Below are 13586 nucleotides of genomic sequence, written 5' to 3' on the forward strand. Positions count from 1 at the left end.
GGACTGTCAGTCAGCGGATAAGTGCGGCCTGAACCCGTTTCGAACAGCGTGCCATAGTCGGGATCACCGGTACACATCGGCGAAACTGAGGAGAGCGGAATGAGCAGGAAATCAGAGGTTTTCGTGCCGGATATGCGGGGGCGTCTGGCAGTGATCACGGGCGCAAGCGACGGCATCGGGTATGCGCTCGCCACCACACTGGCCCGCGCCGGCGCCGACCTTGTGCTTCCGGTGCGCAACCTCGCGAAGGGTGACAGGGCTCTCCGCGAGATTCGTGCCATGGCTCCCGGAGCGGACATTCGGCTCCTTCCCCTCGACCTGTCGTCTCTGCAGTCGGTCGCTGATCTTGCCCAGAGTCTGCTGAGCGCCGGACGCCCGATCAACGTGTTGATCAACAACGCCGGTGTCATGAGTCCGCCCGACCGGCAGACCACGGCGGATGGCTTCGAACTTCAGTGGGGGACTAATCATCTGGCACACTTTGCGCTCACTGCCCGGCTGCTACCCCTTCTGAGGGCAGGCAACGCGCGTGTCACCACTCAGTCGAGCGTGTCGGCGCAGATGAATGGGATCAATTGGGATGACCTTAACTTCGAACGGTCCTATTCGGACTCCAAGGCGTACAGCCAGTCCAAGATTGCGAATCTGATGTTCGGTCTGGAGCTCGACAGGCGCAGCATCGTCGCCGGGTGGGGCATCACGAGTAATGCGTCCCACCCCGGCGTGACTCCTACCAATCTTCTGAAAGCACAGCCGCATATGGGCCGTTCCCGCGACACGACAGGTTTTCGGATGGTGAAGGCGTTCGCTCGGCTGGGCCTGTTGAACCGGTCGGCTGAAGAGGGAATGCTCCCCGCCCTGTACGCGGCGACGCATCCGCAGGCCGAGGGCGGTAAGTTCTACGGACCCAGCGGTTTTCTCCACTTGTCGGGGCCTGCCGCCGAACAGCAGGTCTACCGGCCGGCTCGCGACGTGGAGGAGGCCGCGCGCGTCTGGGAAAAGTCGGAGGAACTCGTCGGCGTTGAATTCGCCATGCGCTGAGCCGATTGTCAGGCTTTCTCCCCCGCCCGAGTGTTCACCACCGCGAATACACCCCGATCACCACAACCGCTGCGGCAACGGAAAGCGCAAGGAGAGATGCGGTACGCCATGCTATGGAACCATCGCGCCGTCGCGCCCGCAGATACATCTCCGCGATGAGGAGGTTGGGCACATAGAAGGCGAAAGCCATCATCTGGTCGAACCATCCGGTGAACTGGGGTGTATGTCCGCCCGTTCCGAGGACGCCCGCTACACCGTACTCGAGCCGGTACAGCCAAGAGGCGACGACGAGTACGAACAGGCGAACCGCCCAATCGCGATGCGCCGCGACGTCGCGCGCGCGTGCGTGACGAAGACACCGGACGGCCGCTACGAGTACGAGGACTCCGTAGAGCCCAAAACCGAGGTCCATGACCGCACCGCCTACGGTGCCGTTGAGCACGATGTAGCCCAATCCTCCAACCGCGGCCAACATCGCGGAACTCACATACGCCCGCCCGATCACACGATGGACGACCGGCCACCGACGACGCGCCACCGTGACGAATTGCACGCACCCCAGCACCATCACGATGACGCCGGCGACCAGATGCAGTACCAGTGATGTGGTGGCGACCGGATCTCCGCCATTTGAGAAGCCGGGTGCGAACAGATGCCACTGATCAGGCTCGGCACCGAGCAATGGCGCTAGATACCGCAAGACGATGTACAGGCAGAACTGCATGCCGCTCAGGCACAACAACACCGTGATCCCGATTGCGAGCTGCCGGTTCATTGCGTCGAGCAACCCTGATGTCTTACGCGAGTGCTCCTCGCCGCCTTGATGATCCGGGTTCTGATCACCTCCGGCGTCGGGACGGGACACCACCGTCATTGTCCGCGCAGCCGTCCTGCGGCAAAATCGGCGGCCTGAGACGCCATGCCGTTGCCGACGTAGGTGCCGTGAGCCGCCCGGTCCAGACCACCGGCCGCGCATATCGGGTCCTGTTCGGCGCAGAGGTTCAGCGTCCTGCCCTGGTATGTCGGGCCGATCACCGATGGTGGAGCGTCTTTGACGGCGAGTCTTGTCACGAAGGTCGATGGACGTCCGAACAAGACGACCGCGGATACGCGATCGGCGGCCGCGCCGGTCAGCGGGCTGGGCATCGGGGCCGGGGGAGCGTATCCGGCAGGCATTTCCTCGCTCGTGGCGTAGGCGGCCACGGCCGCGCCTTGTGAATAACCACCCAAAACGATGTCGGTGAGGGGGCAGCGTTCCGACACCGCGCGAACCCGATTGACGACATCGATAACGCCGTCAGCTGCCCGGGGGAAATCAAGCGATGCCGGATATTCCACAGCGTGTACGGTCAGGCTTTGATCGGGGAGGCGGGCGCGCAGCGCGTCGATGAATCCCTGTCCTGTCGCACCGATTCCCGGTGGCTCGAAGGTGCCGCGGGCGAAGATCACCTCGACGTCAGGACATTCGTCAGTCTCGGCGGCCGCGCCGGGACCGGTCAGAATAGCCACTGCCGAGAACAGCATTGCCAAAAGAGTTGCAGCGACTGGAGTTCGGCCGATCCAGCGCCGCGCAACACGCGTGTGTCGACTGCCTTCCGATGTCGGCGACTCCTTGACCGCAGTAGTAATCAACAGAGTGCCGTCGGGGGTGCTCCGTGCCGCCATGGCGTCTCCTCCGATTTTCGGACCTTTGGGACACATCCGTCGTGCGACGCTTCCGTGGACGCCGGCATACCACCCGATGGTGCTACCGAGGGTCGTGGTTGGGGAGGGTCGGCTTATCCGGGGATCGCGGCTCCCCCTGCGTGGCTTTGGCGGGGGCGGCAAGCCGCGGGAACAGTGCCGTGGCGGTGGTCGCCATCGCCGAGAGTTCGTTGTCGTCGAGGACCGTAGTCGCCTTCAGAAGCTGCATGTTGATTTCGATGACGCTCTCGTCCGCCGGCGGATAATCGGATCCGAATACGATATGCGATGCGGTCGTAGTTTCGAGAAGCGGCAACAGTGAATTGGCGTGCGCTGACAACGCCGTGTCGTAGTACAAACCAGCCAGCTGGGCCCGGACCTCGTCAGCGGTGACATTGTTGGGGTTCGGCACCCACCCGAGCATTCCGGTGGTTGCGATGCGGGTGGCCAGCACCGGTAGCACGCCCCCGGCGTGTGCGATGATGAAACTGATTCGTGGGTAACGCAGGAAAATCCGCGCGTAGACGGCGTCGACGATCGTCCGGGCGGTGTCCATGGGAAACTCGATGACCGGTCCCGGCCGCCCGCAGGAGAGATGTGGGAAGCCGGCCGGTTCGACTGGGTGTACGAATACTGTTGCTGCACGCCCATTTAGCGCTGAGAAGACGTCATCGAAGGCCGGATCGCCGAGGTAACGGCCGTCGTAGTTGGTGATCAGGACGAAACCGTCTGCGTTCAGATCGTCTGCAGCTCGGTCGATCTCTGACAGTGCGGCTCGGGGTTCGGTCAGCGGGAGGTTGGCCAGCAGGCCGAACCTGTCAGGCCGACCTGTAACGACGCCGGCGCCGAAGTCATTGAAACGGCGTGCCGAGTTCGCGGTCAGCTGATTGGGGTTGGACAGCAATTGGGCGCGTATTCCGTTGGCATCCATGAACTCGATGGCGAGTTCGGGACTCCACTTGCTAGCAGGCGGGAACAGGAAATTGCTGCGCTGATGAGCGGCGAGTATCGCGGGGCGCCTGTCGTCCGGTATTGGTGGGGCATAGTGGGCGTGCACATCCACGAGATCCTCGCCGGTACGGTCCCTCAGCGTCGTGGTCATGTCGGCAGGTGTGTCCTTTCGGCGGTTTGCGGTGTAGTGAGTGGCTATCGGCGAGGCGGCCCGGCCAGGATGTCGGTGGCGATCGGCTGCCAACGGACTCCACCGGACAGATCCCGGTCTACACGACCGAACGGCTGATCGCCGAAATGTATTGCGAAAGCGTATGTATCGGACTGACAGAGTTCCTCGAGAAGACGAGCGCGCGCCCTTGGGACCAGATCGGGGGCAGCGTCCGGCGCCGATCCCCATTCCGGGTGGCTCAGTTGCGCCGGTACGTGAAACGCATCCCCGAAGGCGACAAGTCGTCGACCGGAGGATGAGGTGATGAGGTACGACGTGTGGCCTGCGCTGTGGCCGGGAGTGATTATTGTCTTGATGCCCGGCATGATCTCCTCACCGTCCGTCACCCGTCGGAGGGCCGAAAGCCGTTCCATAGGTGCGACGATGGAGTCGTGGTCGCACGCTCCCAGAGGGCGCTCCCCGCGATGAAAGGGCTGTAGTTCCGACTCGGCGACGATGTACTGTGCGTTGGGGAACGCTGGCACCCTGCGGCCGTCGTCGCCGTCCAGGAAGGCCCATCCGGCGTGATCCACGTGAAGGTGGGTCAGGGCGAATACATCGACGTCCTCGGCTCGAACGCCCAACGCATCGAGAGTGTGCATGAACTCGCCGGAGTCGTTTCTTCCGATCGCGTTGTTGCTCTTTACATCGCCTAGTCCGGCATCGATGAGCATCGTGTGGCCGGGAGACTCGATCAGTAGGCCGCCGGTGGACATCGCGACGTAACCATCAGGGCGGACCTCATCAGGATGGTCATCCCAGTACCGGCTCGGAATCGCGTTCAGAAAGAGAGCGGCGGTCAACCACATCGATCCGTCCACGACGTAGGTGAACGTGAATTCGTCCATCTGCCAACGCCGTATGGACGACTGCTCCGCTAGCTTTCCGATTGCGGCTTTCATACTGCACTTTCGTTCGCAAGGAGGGGCGTGTCGATTCAAGCCGAGCTGAAGCGATCAGAATCGTTCGGCGCCCTGAACTGGTGTGCCAGAGACACTGTCATGGGATCGCTCGGAGTTCGAATGCTCAGTCACCGTACGGTCTACATCTGGGCGCCGCCGCTGACCAGTAGGTGCTGGCCACTTACCCAACCCGCCAGGTCGCTTGCGAAGTACTCCGCGGCGTCGGCGACGTCCTCTGGACGTCCCATTCGTCCGCCAATTGGCCGCATCACGGCATTCATCTTGTTGTAGCGGTCGTCGGCGGCGATGTTCGTGAACACTCCTGCCCCCTCGATGACTGTGGGCAGAATGGTGTTCACCGTGATGCCGCGCCTGCCGAGCTCCAAAGCGAGAACTCCCACCAAGTATCGGGGCGCCATCTTGCTGGCTCCGTACAGTCCTACGCCGGCGAATGGACTGCACGTGGTGCTCGATCCGATGTAGATGATCCGACCGTTATCGGCGATGTATTGCGCAGCCTTCTGTAGCGTGAAGAACGCGCCCTTGGTGTTGATCGCGAAAAGACGATCGAACTGCTCTTCAGTGGCTTCGAGGACCGGTTGATCGACGATCTCGACACCGGCGTTGGCCACGACCACGTGGAGGTCGCCGAACGCGGCGCGTGCGCTCTCGAAGAGCCGGTCCAGATCGGCGGTCCTGGACACGTCGGCTTTGATAGCGATGGCCTTACCGCCGACATTCTCGGCGTCTTTGACCGTTTGCGCCGCACTTGCTTCATCACCCGAATAGTTGATGACGACGGAAGCGCCGCACGATGCATACCGCAGTGCGATGGCGCGGCCGATGCCGCGCGCCGATCCCGTGATCAGCGCTACTTTGCCGGTGAGATCGGTCATACCCCATGTTCCTTTGATTCGTAGGCCGATGATCGGACTCGTGTTCGCAGCACGGGCGTCGTCGAGGCGGTGTCCCGTTGCCGCTAACCATAGGGCATTGGCTACCTGCAGGCAAGCAAGGAGCCGGGAGGAGCTGTCAATGAGGTTCACATGTGCCGGACGTTGAAAGTCGCTGTGCGACAGGTTTGGATGTCAACGTGTGATGATCCGCAGCGCTAATGCACCCACGGCCAAGGCGAAGAGAATGGCGGCAGGCACGACATTTCCTTTTCGGGCGCGTACGTGAGCTCCGACGGCGCCGAGGAAATACAGGACGACGCCGCCTGCTGCAGCGACCCCGATCGGCCACCACCTCAGGCCAAGGAGTAGGCCGGCCGCACCCGCCAATTCTGCCGAGGCCAGGGCCGCGGTGTACTTGGTCGGGAACCCGACCGTCGCCAAACTTTCGACGGTGGTGGCGTGGCCGGCGAGCTTCGCGACACCGGTCGCGGTGAGGGCAACCGCGAGCAGGCAGCATAGAACTGTTAAGGCGATGAACATTCTTTGGTTCCATTCGTTTGTGGCCGGAATCATTTGCGGTGCATCGCGAACCGGGCGGAGGAGCGTCCAGGATAGCTTGCGGGCAAGCAAGTAGACTGTCAACCGATCGATCTCGTTAGGTCTGGAGGTAGCCGGAGCGAGGTTGTACGTTCGGCGTGGCACCTGCCGGCGCTGGCTGAACACCACTATCCGTCCGGCCGGTCCGCGTGTAGTCCGCGATGCGGCCGTTACCCGTTTCGGATGGCCTGTGCGACTGCCGCGCACACGTGATCGCGGAGTTCTGGTTGCTCCAGGATCGGATCCCTGGCCAGAATTCGAGATAGTAGTTGGGCACCTCGGTCGGCGGGATTCGACTGTGAGAGCGGCACTCCGACCAGCATATGGACGTGGCGTACGCCCTCGCCGAGCGCGTATGTGTAGGTGCGGTCCGTGCCAGTCGCTGCTTGCAGACGTGTGGATACGTCACGCAGAAGGATGCCGAGCGAGGTGGCCTCGTCGGTGTCAAGTTCGGCCAGTGTCTCTACGTGACGGCACGTTTGCACGGCGAGCCAGCCCGGTGCGGCGACACCCGGGTGTGCCGAGACGGCCCAGAGCTCACCGTGATATATCCACCCACCGGGCGGCGGTACCGACGAGGCAAGGCGTTCGCACAGTGCGCAGTCAGTCACGTGATCCAACGTAATGCTATGACTTGCCGGCAAGCAAGTACTTCGGTGCTGGCGCCGATCTCGCTATGCCCGTTGCCGACGGGCGGTCGTGGGCGTCTTCGATGTCGTCTTCGCGGATTTCGGCGGCTTTGCCGTCGCGGGCGTAGGGGCGGCGGACTCACTGCCGGTGAGGCCCGATATCGCGATCCGGGCGGCCTGATCGGCGACCTCGTCGATGGAAGTGCGCGAAAGGGCGCCTTCATACCACTGGGTGGTCCCGTTACACATGCCCACGAGCAGTAGGGCATGCATCATCGGGTGAGCGGGGACGAATGCGCCGGCTCGTTGACCGGCCTCGATCACGTCGGCGATGCGGTGGACGTAGGCGGACATGCCCTTGCGCAGCGTCTCAGCGCGGTCGCCGCTGAGCTTGTTCAACTCCGCGAATTGCACGCGGAAGGTGTCGGGTTGGGCCAACACAACCCGAACATGGTTACGCACAATCTCGGTTAAAGCCGCATCGGGCTCCAGATCGGCGTCGAAGATGGGTTGCGACGTCGAGATCATCGCCTCTCCGGCCTGTGCGATCAGCTCATACAGAATCTCGTCTTTGGCGGGGAAGTAGTGATAGACGGCTTGGCGGCGAAAACCGAGCTCCACGGCGATCTGATTGAGGTTGGTCTCACGGTATCCCTGCTCGGCGAACAGTTTGGTAGCCGCACGCAAGATATCCTGACGGCGTGCGGCGTCCTTATGCTCCACGGGGCGTGGTCCGCCAAGCGTGCGCTCGGGTCGGGTTCGATTTACCACCACGGTGTCCTTCCGCCAAATGTCGGTTATCAAGCTAATGCTCTGCCAACGTGAGAGGCCGAGCGCAGACATAGCCAAGTGTCGGTCACGCACTTTCCGCACGATCCACCTGTGGCTGTTCCAACTTGATGTCGAGTTCTGATCATAAAGATCCACACTGGCGGCGGTGAGGGTGCAGTTGGTAGAAGGCGGTTCGTATTCAATCGAGCTATCGTCACGCCGACTCACCCGCCGTCGTCCACGGTGACCAGTCCGATACGGTCGATGAGCAGAACGATCACACCACGGCGGGTGTCGCGGGGTACCGTGCGCCGCACGTCGAACTCTCCGATGGTCGGTCCGTCCTCGACTTGTACGGGCGTAGCTTCGTTCTTCTGGTCGCGGCGCAAAGTGTCGAAACCTCATGGTAGGCGGCAATATTCGCCGATCTGGGTGTGCCGCTCGATATTGTCCACGGCGCGTCATGGGGCGCCTCCGCGAGATACGCCGCACCGATGACGCTGGCTCGTCCCGACGGAGGGCGGCTGCCTTCGATTTCGATCGAGTGGGCGTGACCAACGTCGTTCCCTCCGTCACTGTAGCAACCTAACATTCTACTTGCTTGCAGGCAGTCTGTGTGCATGTTGGTGAAGGTGTGGAGTTGAAGTCGATCCGTTGCGAGCCCGCAATTGTGCGGTATCGGCTGCGGGGCGATGACACAGATCCGAGCTATAAATCATTATCTCGCAACCGAATTGGAACTCGGCAGTGACTGGAAGTGGTGAAAGTCGCCGCGATGTTGCGATGGCCATCAAACTTGACAGGCGTCAAGTTTGATGGCCATCATCGACTGTCGGTGATCTCCACCACTCATCCCTGCAACTCAGGAGCCATACATGGCAACCATCAGCACCTCCCGTTACCTTTTGGGCCAGATCAAGCGGCGGCTCACCTTGATGCCGGCCACGACGCCGGGGCTTGGCGCTCTGGAGAAGCGGCTCAAGGCCAAGGACTGGGACCAGTTCGTGTTCGCCGAACCCCCGGCCGGCAGTGGGCTCAAGCCGATCATGGGCGACTCCGGTTTGCCGGTCCTTGGGCACACGATCGAAATGTTCCGCGGCGGTCCGGAGTACGCGCTGGACCTGTACCGAAGGCACGGTCCCATCTACTTCACCAATTCGCCGGCGTTGTCGTCGGTGATGGCGCTGGGGCCCGACGCTACCCAGGCGGTCTTTTCCAACCGCAACAAGGACTTCTCGCAGCGCGCCTGGGTGGGGGCGATCGGCCCGTTCTTCGATGGCGGGCTGATGCTGCTCGACTTCGACGAGCACATGTTCCACCGCCGGATCATGCAGGAGGCGTTCACCCGCACCCGGCTGAGCGGCTACATTTCGCACATCGATTCGGTGGCCTCGAGCGTGCTGGCCGACGACTGGGTGGCCGACGACCCGCGGTTCCTGTTCCACCCGGCGATCAAGGTTCTCACGCTCGACATCGCTTCCGAGGTGTTCATGGGTGTGCCGGCCGGCACCGACCGAGCCCTGGTCACCAAGGTGAACAACGCGTTCACCACGACGACGCGCGCCGGCAACGCGATTGTGCGGACATCGGTGCCGCCGCTGAAGTGGTGGCGCGGGATCCGGGCCCGCAGAACCCTGGAGGACTACTTCTTCAGCCGGATCGGCGAGAAGCGGCACTCGGAGGGTGCCGACATGTTCAGTGTGCTGTGTCATGCACAGGACGAGGACGGCCAGAGCTTCACCGACGGTCAGATCGTCAGCCACATGATCTTCCTGATGATGGCCGCGCATGACACGTCGACGTCGACGATGACGACGATGGCCTACCACCTGGCGGCCAATCCGGAGTGGCAGGAGAAGTTGCGTGAGGAGTCCGAGCGGATCGGCGACGGTCCGTTGGACTTCGAATCGCTGGACAAGTTGGAAACCTACGACCTGGTGATCAACGAGGCGCTGCGGATGATGACGCCGCTGCCGTTCAACTTCCGCGAAGCCGTGCGCGATACCGAGTTGCTGGGCTACTTCATCCCGGCCGGGACCAGCGTGCTGACCTGGCCGTCCGTCAATCACCGGTTACCCGAGCTGTGGACGGATCCGGAGAAGTTCGACCCGGAGCGTTTCGCCGAGCCGCGCAGCGAGCACAAAAAGCACCGGTATGCGTTCGCGCCGTTCGGTGGTGGTGCGCACAAGTGCATCGGCATGGTGTTCGGCCAGTTGGAGATCAAGACGGTGATGCATCGGCTGCTACGTCGCTACAAGCTGGAGCTCGCCAGCCCGGATTACCAGCCGCGCTACGACCACGGCGGCATGCCGGTGCCCGTCGATGGCATGCCGATCGTGCTGCGCCCGCTGCACTGACATCGGACCCACTGGCCGCGGTGCCGCTGGGTGAGTGGCGATTCTCTCGATGCAGCATTGCTCTGCTGCCTGTTGCACGGCCCGGGACGGAACACGTTCGCGCGCGGTGTCTTTCGGTACGTCGCGATTTGATCGCGGCGATGAGGTTGGCGAACAGTAGCACTCGTGCCGGAATCGTGACGGGGCATTTGGCCGAACGGTTGATCCGTCAGCTGGGCTAGGGCTGGCCACCCGAAATGCACCGCCAAACGCGACTAGGGGAAGGGCGTTTGACATTTTGCTTGCGAGCAAGTAATTATGACGATATGTGGCAGGCGTCGTTGCGTGTGGGGGGAATCGTCGTTCACCCGGTGGTCGACGGGATCATGCCGGTGCCACTGACGATGCTCTACCCTGACGTCTCCGAAGACGTGTGGCGGAGCATGTCCACCGATCTCAGCTCCGATGGCCGCCTCAACGTCCCGTACGGGGGGTTCCTCGCCGTCGATTCGTCGGGCAACACGGTGTTGATCGACACCGGCGGCGGTCCGACGCCGTCATCGCTGCCGGATGGCTCATTGCCTCACAGGTCCGCCGAACTTCCCGGGGCACTACATGCATGCGGTTTGACGCCTGGCCAAATCGATCACGTAGTCCTGACTCACTTTCATTCCGACCACATCGGCTGGGCCACGGTCGACGGCGCGTCGTACTTCCCGAATGCCGTTTACCACGTGCACGAACTCGAATGGGCAAGCCTCGATGCGGAACACGAAGCGCACCATGTGCTGCAGCCGATTGTGCCGCAAATAGCGATCTGGTCCGGCGCGCGAGCCGCACCGCTCCCGTGGCTCAGCCTGCATCATGCGCCGGGCCATTCACCCGGTAATACCGTCGTCGTGGTGTCGGATGTGAACGGCGAAGACGCCCTGGCGCTCGTCGGCGACCTGTTCCATCATCCTCTGGGCGTCGCCCATACCGAGTGGCGATGTGGTTTCGATGCAGACGCCGAGGCCGCCGCGCGGCAACGCTGCGAGTGGGCGGGACGCCTGAGGGCCGCCGGGATTCCGGTTGTCAGTTCCCATTTTCCCGGCTTGCAGCCATTGACCACGTACTGATTCGACAACGGTGAGGGGTGAAGCAGGATGATTGCGACCACGGCCGCGGTGAGCCGCGCTGGGGCCAGCGGCTTTGTCGTCGAGGAATTGAGTGTCGAAACTCCTCGCGCGGATGAAGTGATCGTCCGCTTCCTCGCGGCCGGGTTGTGCCGCACCGACCTTGAGGTCGCTGCAGGCCGTCTCCCGACGCCTCTGCCGGTGGTGTCGGGGCACGAGGGCGCCGGCGTGGTCGAGTACGTCGGTTCGGGCGTCGAGGGATTTGCCGTGGGCGACAGAGTGATCGCCGGCTTCAACTTCTGTGGATGTTGCGCTAACTGTCGAGGTGGGATGCCGGCGTATTGCCCCGATCACTTCGCGTTGAACTTCGGGGCCCAGCGCGCCGACGGATCCGTCGGCCTCAGCGATCAGAACGGCAGGCCGGTACACGACCACTTTTTCGGGCAATCTTCGTTCGCCGGTCTGAGTCTCTGTCGCCCAAGTGGATTGGTGAGGGTGAATGAGGACATCCCGGCGTCGGTGCTCGCGCCACTGGGGTGCGGAGTCAGCACTGGTGTCGGCGCTGTGTGGAACGTATTGAAGGCCGAACCCGGAGTGACGTTGCTTGTCATCGGCGCAGGGGCGGTCGGGCTGAGCGCGGTCATGGCGGCGGTCGCGTCGGGGGCGGGCCGCATCATCGTCGCCGACAGACACACGGCGAGGCTGGATCTCGCGGTGCAACTCGGCGCTACCGACGTGGTCGACGTCAACACCAGTCCGCCGGTCGACGCGGTGATGGAACTCACCGGTGGCGCAGGGGTTGGCCTCGCCCTGGAGTCCACCGGATCGCCGGAATCGATGACGGCCGCGGTAGGTGCGTTGGCTCCGTTAGGCAGGGCGGCAATCCTCGGAATCGCGCCTCCGCAAGCTCAGTTCCGCACCGACGCGTTCGAGTTGTTGTTGGGACGCAGTGTCATGGGGTCGGTCATCGGCCACCAGGCACCTGCGGTGTTGATTCCGCGAATCCTCCGCTTGTACCGGCAGGGCAGGTTTCCGATCGAACGGCTCACGACGCTCTACCCGTTGGAGTCGATCAATGACGCAGTCGCCGACGTCGAAGCGGGTGTGACCGTCAAGGCGGTTCTCCAACATCGACACGACCAGGAACAGAAGGAATATCCCAGTGGACGTTGAACGTACCGACACGACCGAAGGCAGCGGCGAGATCCCCAGCGCCTTCGTATTTTTCGAGGAAGAGAACCGGCTCAGCGGTGTCGACTTGACGAAGCGGCTCGAGAAGCTCGCGAAGGCCGATCTCAGGCTTCCGTCGGATGTGGTTTCGAGCATGGGGCGTGCGCTGGACCAGGGGGACCGGCTCGGTGACGCCTGGTATGCCGATGCGCGGTCCCGCGGGTCGGTCCGGCAGGCGCGAGACGTGTTCAACACCGCCGTGCGCGGGGGCATCGAGGCTGTGGAGGATCCGTCGCCCGCCCTGGTCGAGCTGTTCACGCAGATTCACACCGAACCCGAGTGGTTGGATTGGGATCTGCTCGATCGAGGTGCCACAGTGTTCCGGCGGTACGGGAAAGAGCTCTACCCGTATTTCGGGATGGCGACTTTCGCCGGCTACCGTACGCCCTCGGTCACCAAGCCGCTGATCCTGACCGGCGCGTACACCGGAAACTCGGCGCTGAATCGCTTCTGGGAGACGTGCAAGCACTGGACCGACATCAGTGAGCCCGGCGGAATGCGCAGGGGCAATCCCGGTTACGTGACCTCGCTGCATGTGAGGCTGCTGCATTGCATGATTCGAGCACGGATCATCAACCACAAGGAATGGGACCGCCCACGCCTCGGTGTTCCGATCAGCCAGTTCAATATGTTCACCACGCTGATGGCGGGTTCGATCATCTCAGGAGCACAACTGCGGACAATTGGGTACCGTACGACCGACGACGACATCGTCGCGATGCTGCACATGTGGCGCTACATCGGCTACGTGATGGGCGTGGAGACACCGTGGTATCCCGAGACCATCGACGACGCCTACCGCGCCATGCGGTTGACCGCGCTGGCACAGCGTACCGAGGACAACGACGACAGCCGCAAGTTGTGTCACTCCTTCATGGATTCCTACAAGCCCGTTCCCGACGAGCGTGGATGGCCGCGGGTCAAGGCCGAGCTGAATTACCGATTCCAGTTGGGCCACGCCTACTTCTACACACCCGGGTCGTATGTGAGGTCCGATTTCCCGAACGTCGGCCCTTGGCGCTTCGCTCCGCTGCTGCGGTTCGTGCCGAACTTCATCCGGGATACCGCTTGCCAAAAGATCCCGACTGTTGCCCGCCTGGTTGACCACCGGCACCGCGAATGGCGACGCAAGGAGCTCGACCGCACGCTCGGAGCAGGTAAAGGCAGCTACAGCCCGGTCGAGACGCTATCCCGCTAGTTCGCGTTGATTCAGGCAAGGAGTCG

General features: G+C 62.8%; 13 protein-coding genes. 5 read left to right on the forward strand and 8 right to left on the reverse strand.

The window, feature by feature from the left end:
• Nucleotides 1–99 precede the first annotated feature (99 nt).
• Complete coding sequence (locus AWC31_RS21905; RefSeq protein ID WP_085146074.1) at nt 100–1041, forward strand: SDR family oxidoreductase; 942 nt, start codon at nt 100–102, stop codon at nt 1039–1041.
• 34 nt (nt 1042–1075) lie between these two features.
• On the opposite strand, the gene AWC31_RS21910 is transcribed toward AWC31_RS21905, so the two are convergent.
• The 8 genes from AWC31_RS21910 to AWC31_RS37480 form a co-directional block, all read right to left on the reverse strand.
• A complete protein-coding gene (locus AWC31_RS21910) occupies nt 1076–1906 on the reverse strand; it encodes a DUF2306 domain-containing protein (RefSeq protein ID WP_165766019.1) in 831 nt (276 codons plus the stop codon).
• A gap of 5 nt (nt 1907–1911) precedes the next feature.
• Nucleotides 1912–2565, reverse strand: coding sequence for a cutinase family protein (locus AWC31_RS21915; RefSeq protein WP_110775203.1), 654 nt, complete (start codon nt 2563–2565; stop codon nt 1912–1914).
• A 223-nt stretch (nt 2566–2788) separates the two neighbouring features.
• Complete coding sequence (locus AWC31_RS21920) at nt 2789–3826, reverse strand: amidohydrolase family protein (RefSeq protein ID WP_165766020.1); 1038 nt, start codon at nt 3824–3826, stop codon at nt 2789–2791.
• Nucleotides 3827–3870: 44 nt separating this feature from the next.
• Nucleotides 3871–4734, reverse strand: coding sequence for an MBL fold metallo-hydrolase (locus AWC31_RS21925; RefSeq protein ID WP_165766021.1), 864 nt, complete (start codon nt 4732–4734; stop codon nt 3871–3873).
• Between the two features lie 194 nt (nt 4735–4928).
• Complete coding sequence (locus AWC31_RS21930; protein WP_234816947.1) at nt 4929–5834, reverse strand: SDR family oxidoreductase; 906 nt, start codon at nt 5832–5834, stop codon at nt 4929–4931.
• A gap of 42 nt (nt 5835–5876) precedes the next feature.
• Nucleotides 5877–6224 (reverse strand): DoxX family protein, encoded by a 348-nt coding sequence (locus AWC31_RS21935; protein ID WP_085146080.1) that lies wholly within the window; start codon nt 6222–6224, stop codon nt 5877–5879.
• Nucleotides 6225–6955: 731 nt separating this feature from the next.
• Nucleotides 6956–7753, reverse strand: a complete 798-nt coding sequence (locus tag AWC31_RS21945; RefSeq protein ID WP_165766022.1) for a TetR/AcrR family transcriptional regulator — start codon at nt 7751–7753, stop codon at nt 6956–6958.
• A 152-nt stretch (nt 7754–7905) separates the two neighbouring features.
• Nucleotides 7906–8070, reverse strand: coding sequence for a hypothetical protein (locus AWC31_RS37480; protein ID WP_165766023.1), 165 nt, complete (start codon nt 8068–8070; stop codon nt 7906–7908).
• Nucleotides 8071–8556: 486 nt separating this feature from the next.
• Here AWC31_RS37480 and AWC31_RS21950 point away from each other — a divergent pair, with 486 nt between their 5' ends.
• The 4 genes from AWC31_RS21950 (at nt 8557) to AWC31_RS21965 (ending at nt 13560) form a co-directional block, all read left to right on the forward strand.
• A complete protein-coding gene (locus AWC31_RS21950) occupies nt 8557–10038 on the forward strand; it encodes a cytochrome P450 (RefSeq protein ID WP_085146083.1) in 1482 nt (493 codons plus the stop codon).
• A 305-nt stretch (nt 10039–10343) separates the two neighbouring features.
• Nucleotides 10344–11135, forward strand: coding sequence for an MBL fold metallo-hydrolase (locus AWC31_RS21955; RefSeq protein ID WP_165766024.1), 792 nt, complete (start codon nt 10344–10346; stop codon nt 11133–11135).
• Nucleotides 11136–11162: 27 nt separating this feature from the next.
• Entirely contained in the window at nt 11163–12305 is a 1143-nt protein-coding gene (locus tag AWC31_RS21960) for an NAD(P)-dependent alcohol dehydrogenase (RefSeq protein WP_085146085.1), read from the forward strand.
• On the forward strand, nt 12295–13560 hold the full coding sequence (locus AWC31_RS21965; protein WP_085146086.1) for an oxygenase MpaB family protein: 1266 nt from the start codon (nt 12295–12297) through the stop codon (nt 13558–13560). The genes AWC31_RS21960 and AWC31_RS21965 overlap by 11 nt, the downstream gene beginning before the upstream one ends.
• Nucleotides 13561–13586 lie beyond the last annotated feature (26 nt).

This window comes from Mycolicibacterium wolinskyi (assembly GCF_002101965.1).
Lineage (GTDB): Bacteria > Actinomycetota > Actinomycetes > Mycobacteriales > Mycobacteriaceae > Mycobacterium > Mycobacterium wolinskyi.

What these genes read in the sequence shown, in the direction of transcription:
- AWC31_RS21955 (WP_165766024.1), top strand. Translation starts at nt 10,344, where the DNA reads ATGTGGCAGGCGTCGTTGCGTGTGGGGGGAATCGTCGTTCACCCGGTG.
- AWC31_RS21935 (WP_085146080.1), bottom strand. Translation starts at nt 6,224, where the DNA reads ATGTTCATCGCCTTAACAGTTCTATGCTGCCTGCTCGCGGTTGCCCTC.
- AWC31_RS21915 (WP_110775203.1), bottom strand. Translation starts at nt 2,565, where the DNA reads ATGCTGTTCTCGGCAGTGGCTATTCTGACCGGTCCCGGCGCGGCCGCC.
- AWC31_RS21960 (WP_085146085.1), top strand. Translation starts at nt 11,163, where the DNA reads ATGATTGCGACCACGGCCGCGGTGAGCCGCGCTGGGGCCAGCGGCTTT.
- AWC31_RS21950 (WP_085146083.1), top strand. Translation starts at nt 8,557, where the DNA reads ATGGCAACCATCAGCACCTCCCGTTACCTTTTGGGCCAGATCAAGCGG.
- AWC31_RS21945 (WP_165766022.1), bottom strand. Translation starts at nt 7,753, where the DNA reads ATGTCTGCGCTCGGCCTCTCACGTTGGCAGAGCATTAGCTTGATAACC.
- AWC31_RS21920 (WP_165766020.1), bottom strand. Translation starts at nt 3,826, where the DNA reads ATGACCACGACGCTGAGGGACCGTACCGGCGAGGATCTCGTGGATGTG.
- AWC31_RS21925 (WP_165766021.1), bottom strand. Translation starts at nt 4,734, where the DNA reads ATGGACGAATTCACGTTCACCTACGTCGTGGACGGATCGATGTGGTTG.
- AWC31_RS21905 (WP_085146074.1), top strand. Translation starts at nt 100, where the DNA reads ATGAGCAGGAAATCAGAGGTTTTCGTGCCGGATATGCGGGGGCGTCTG.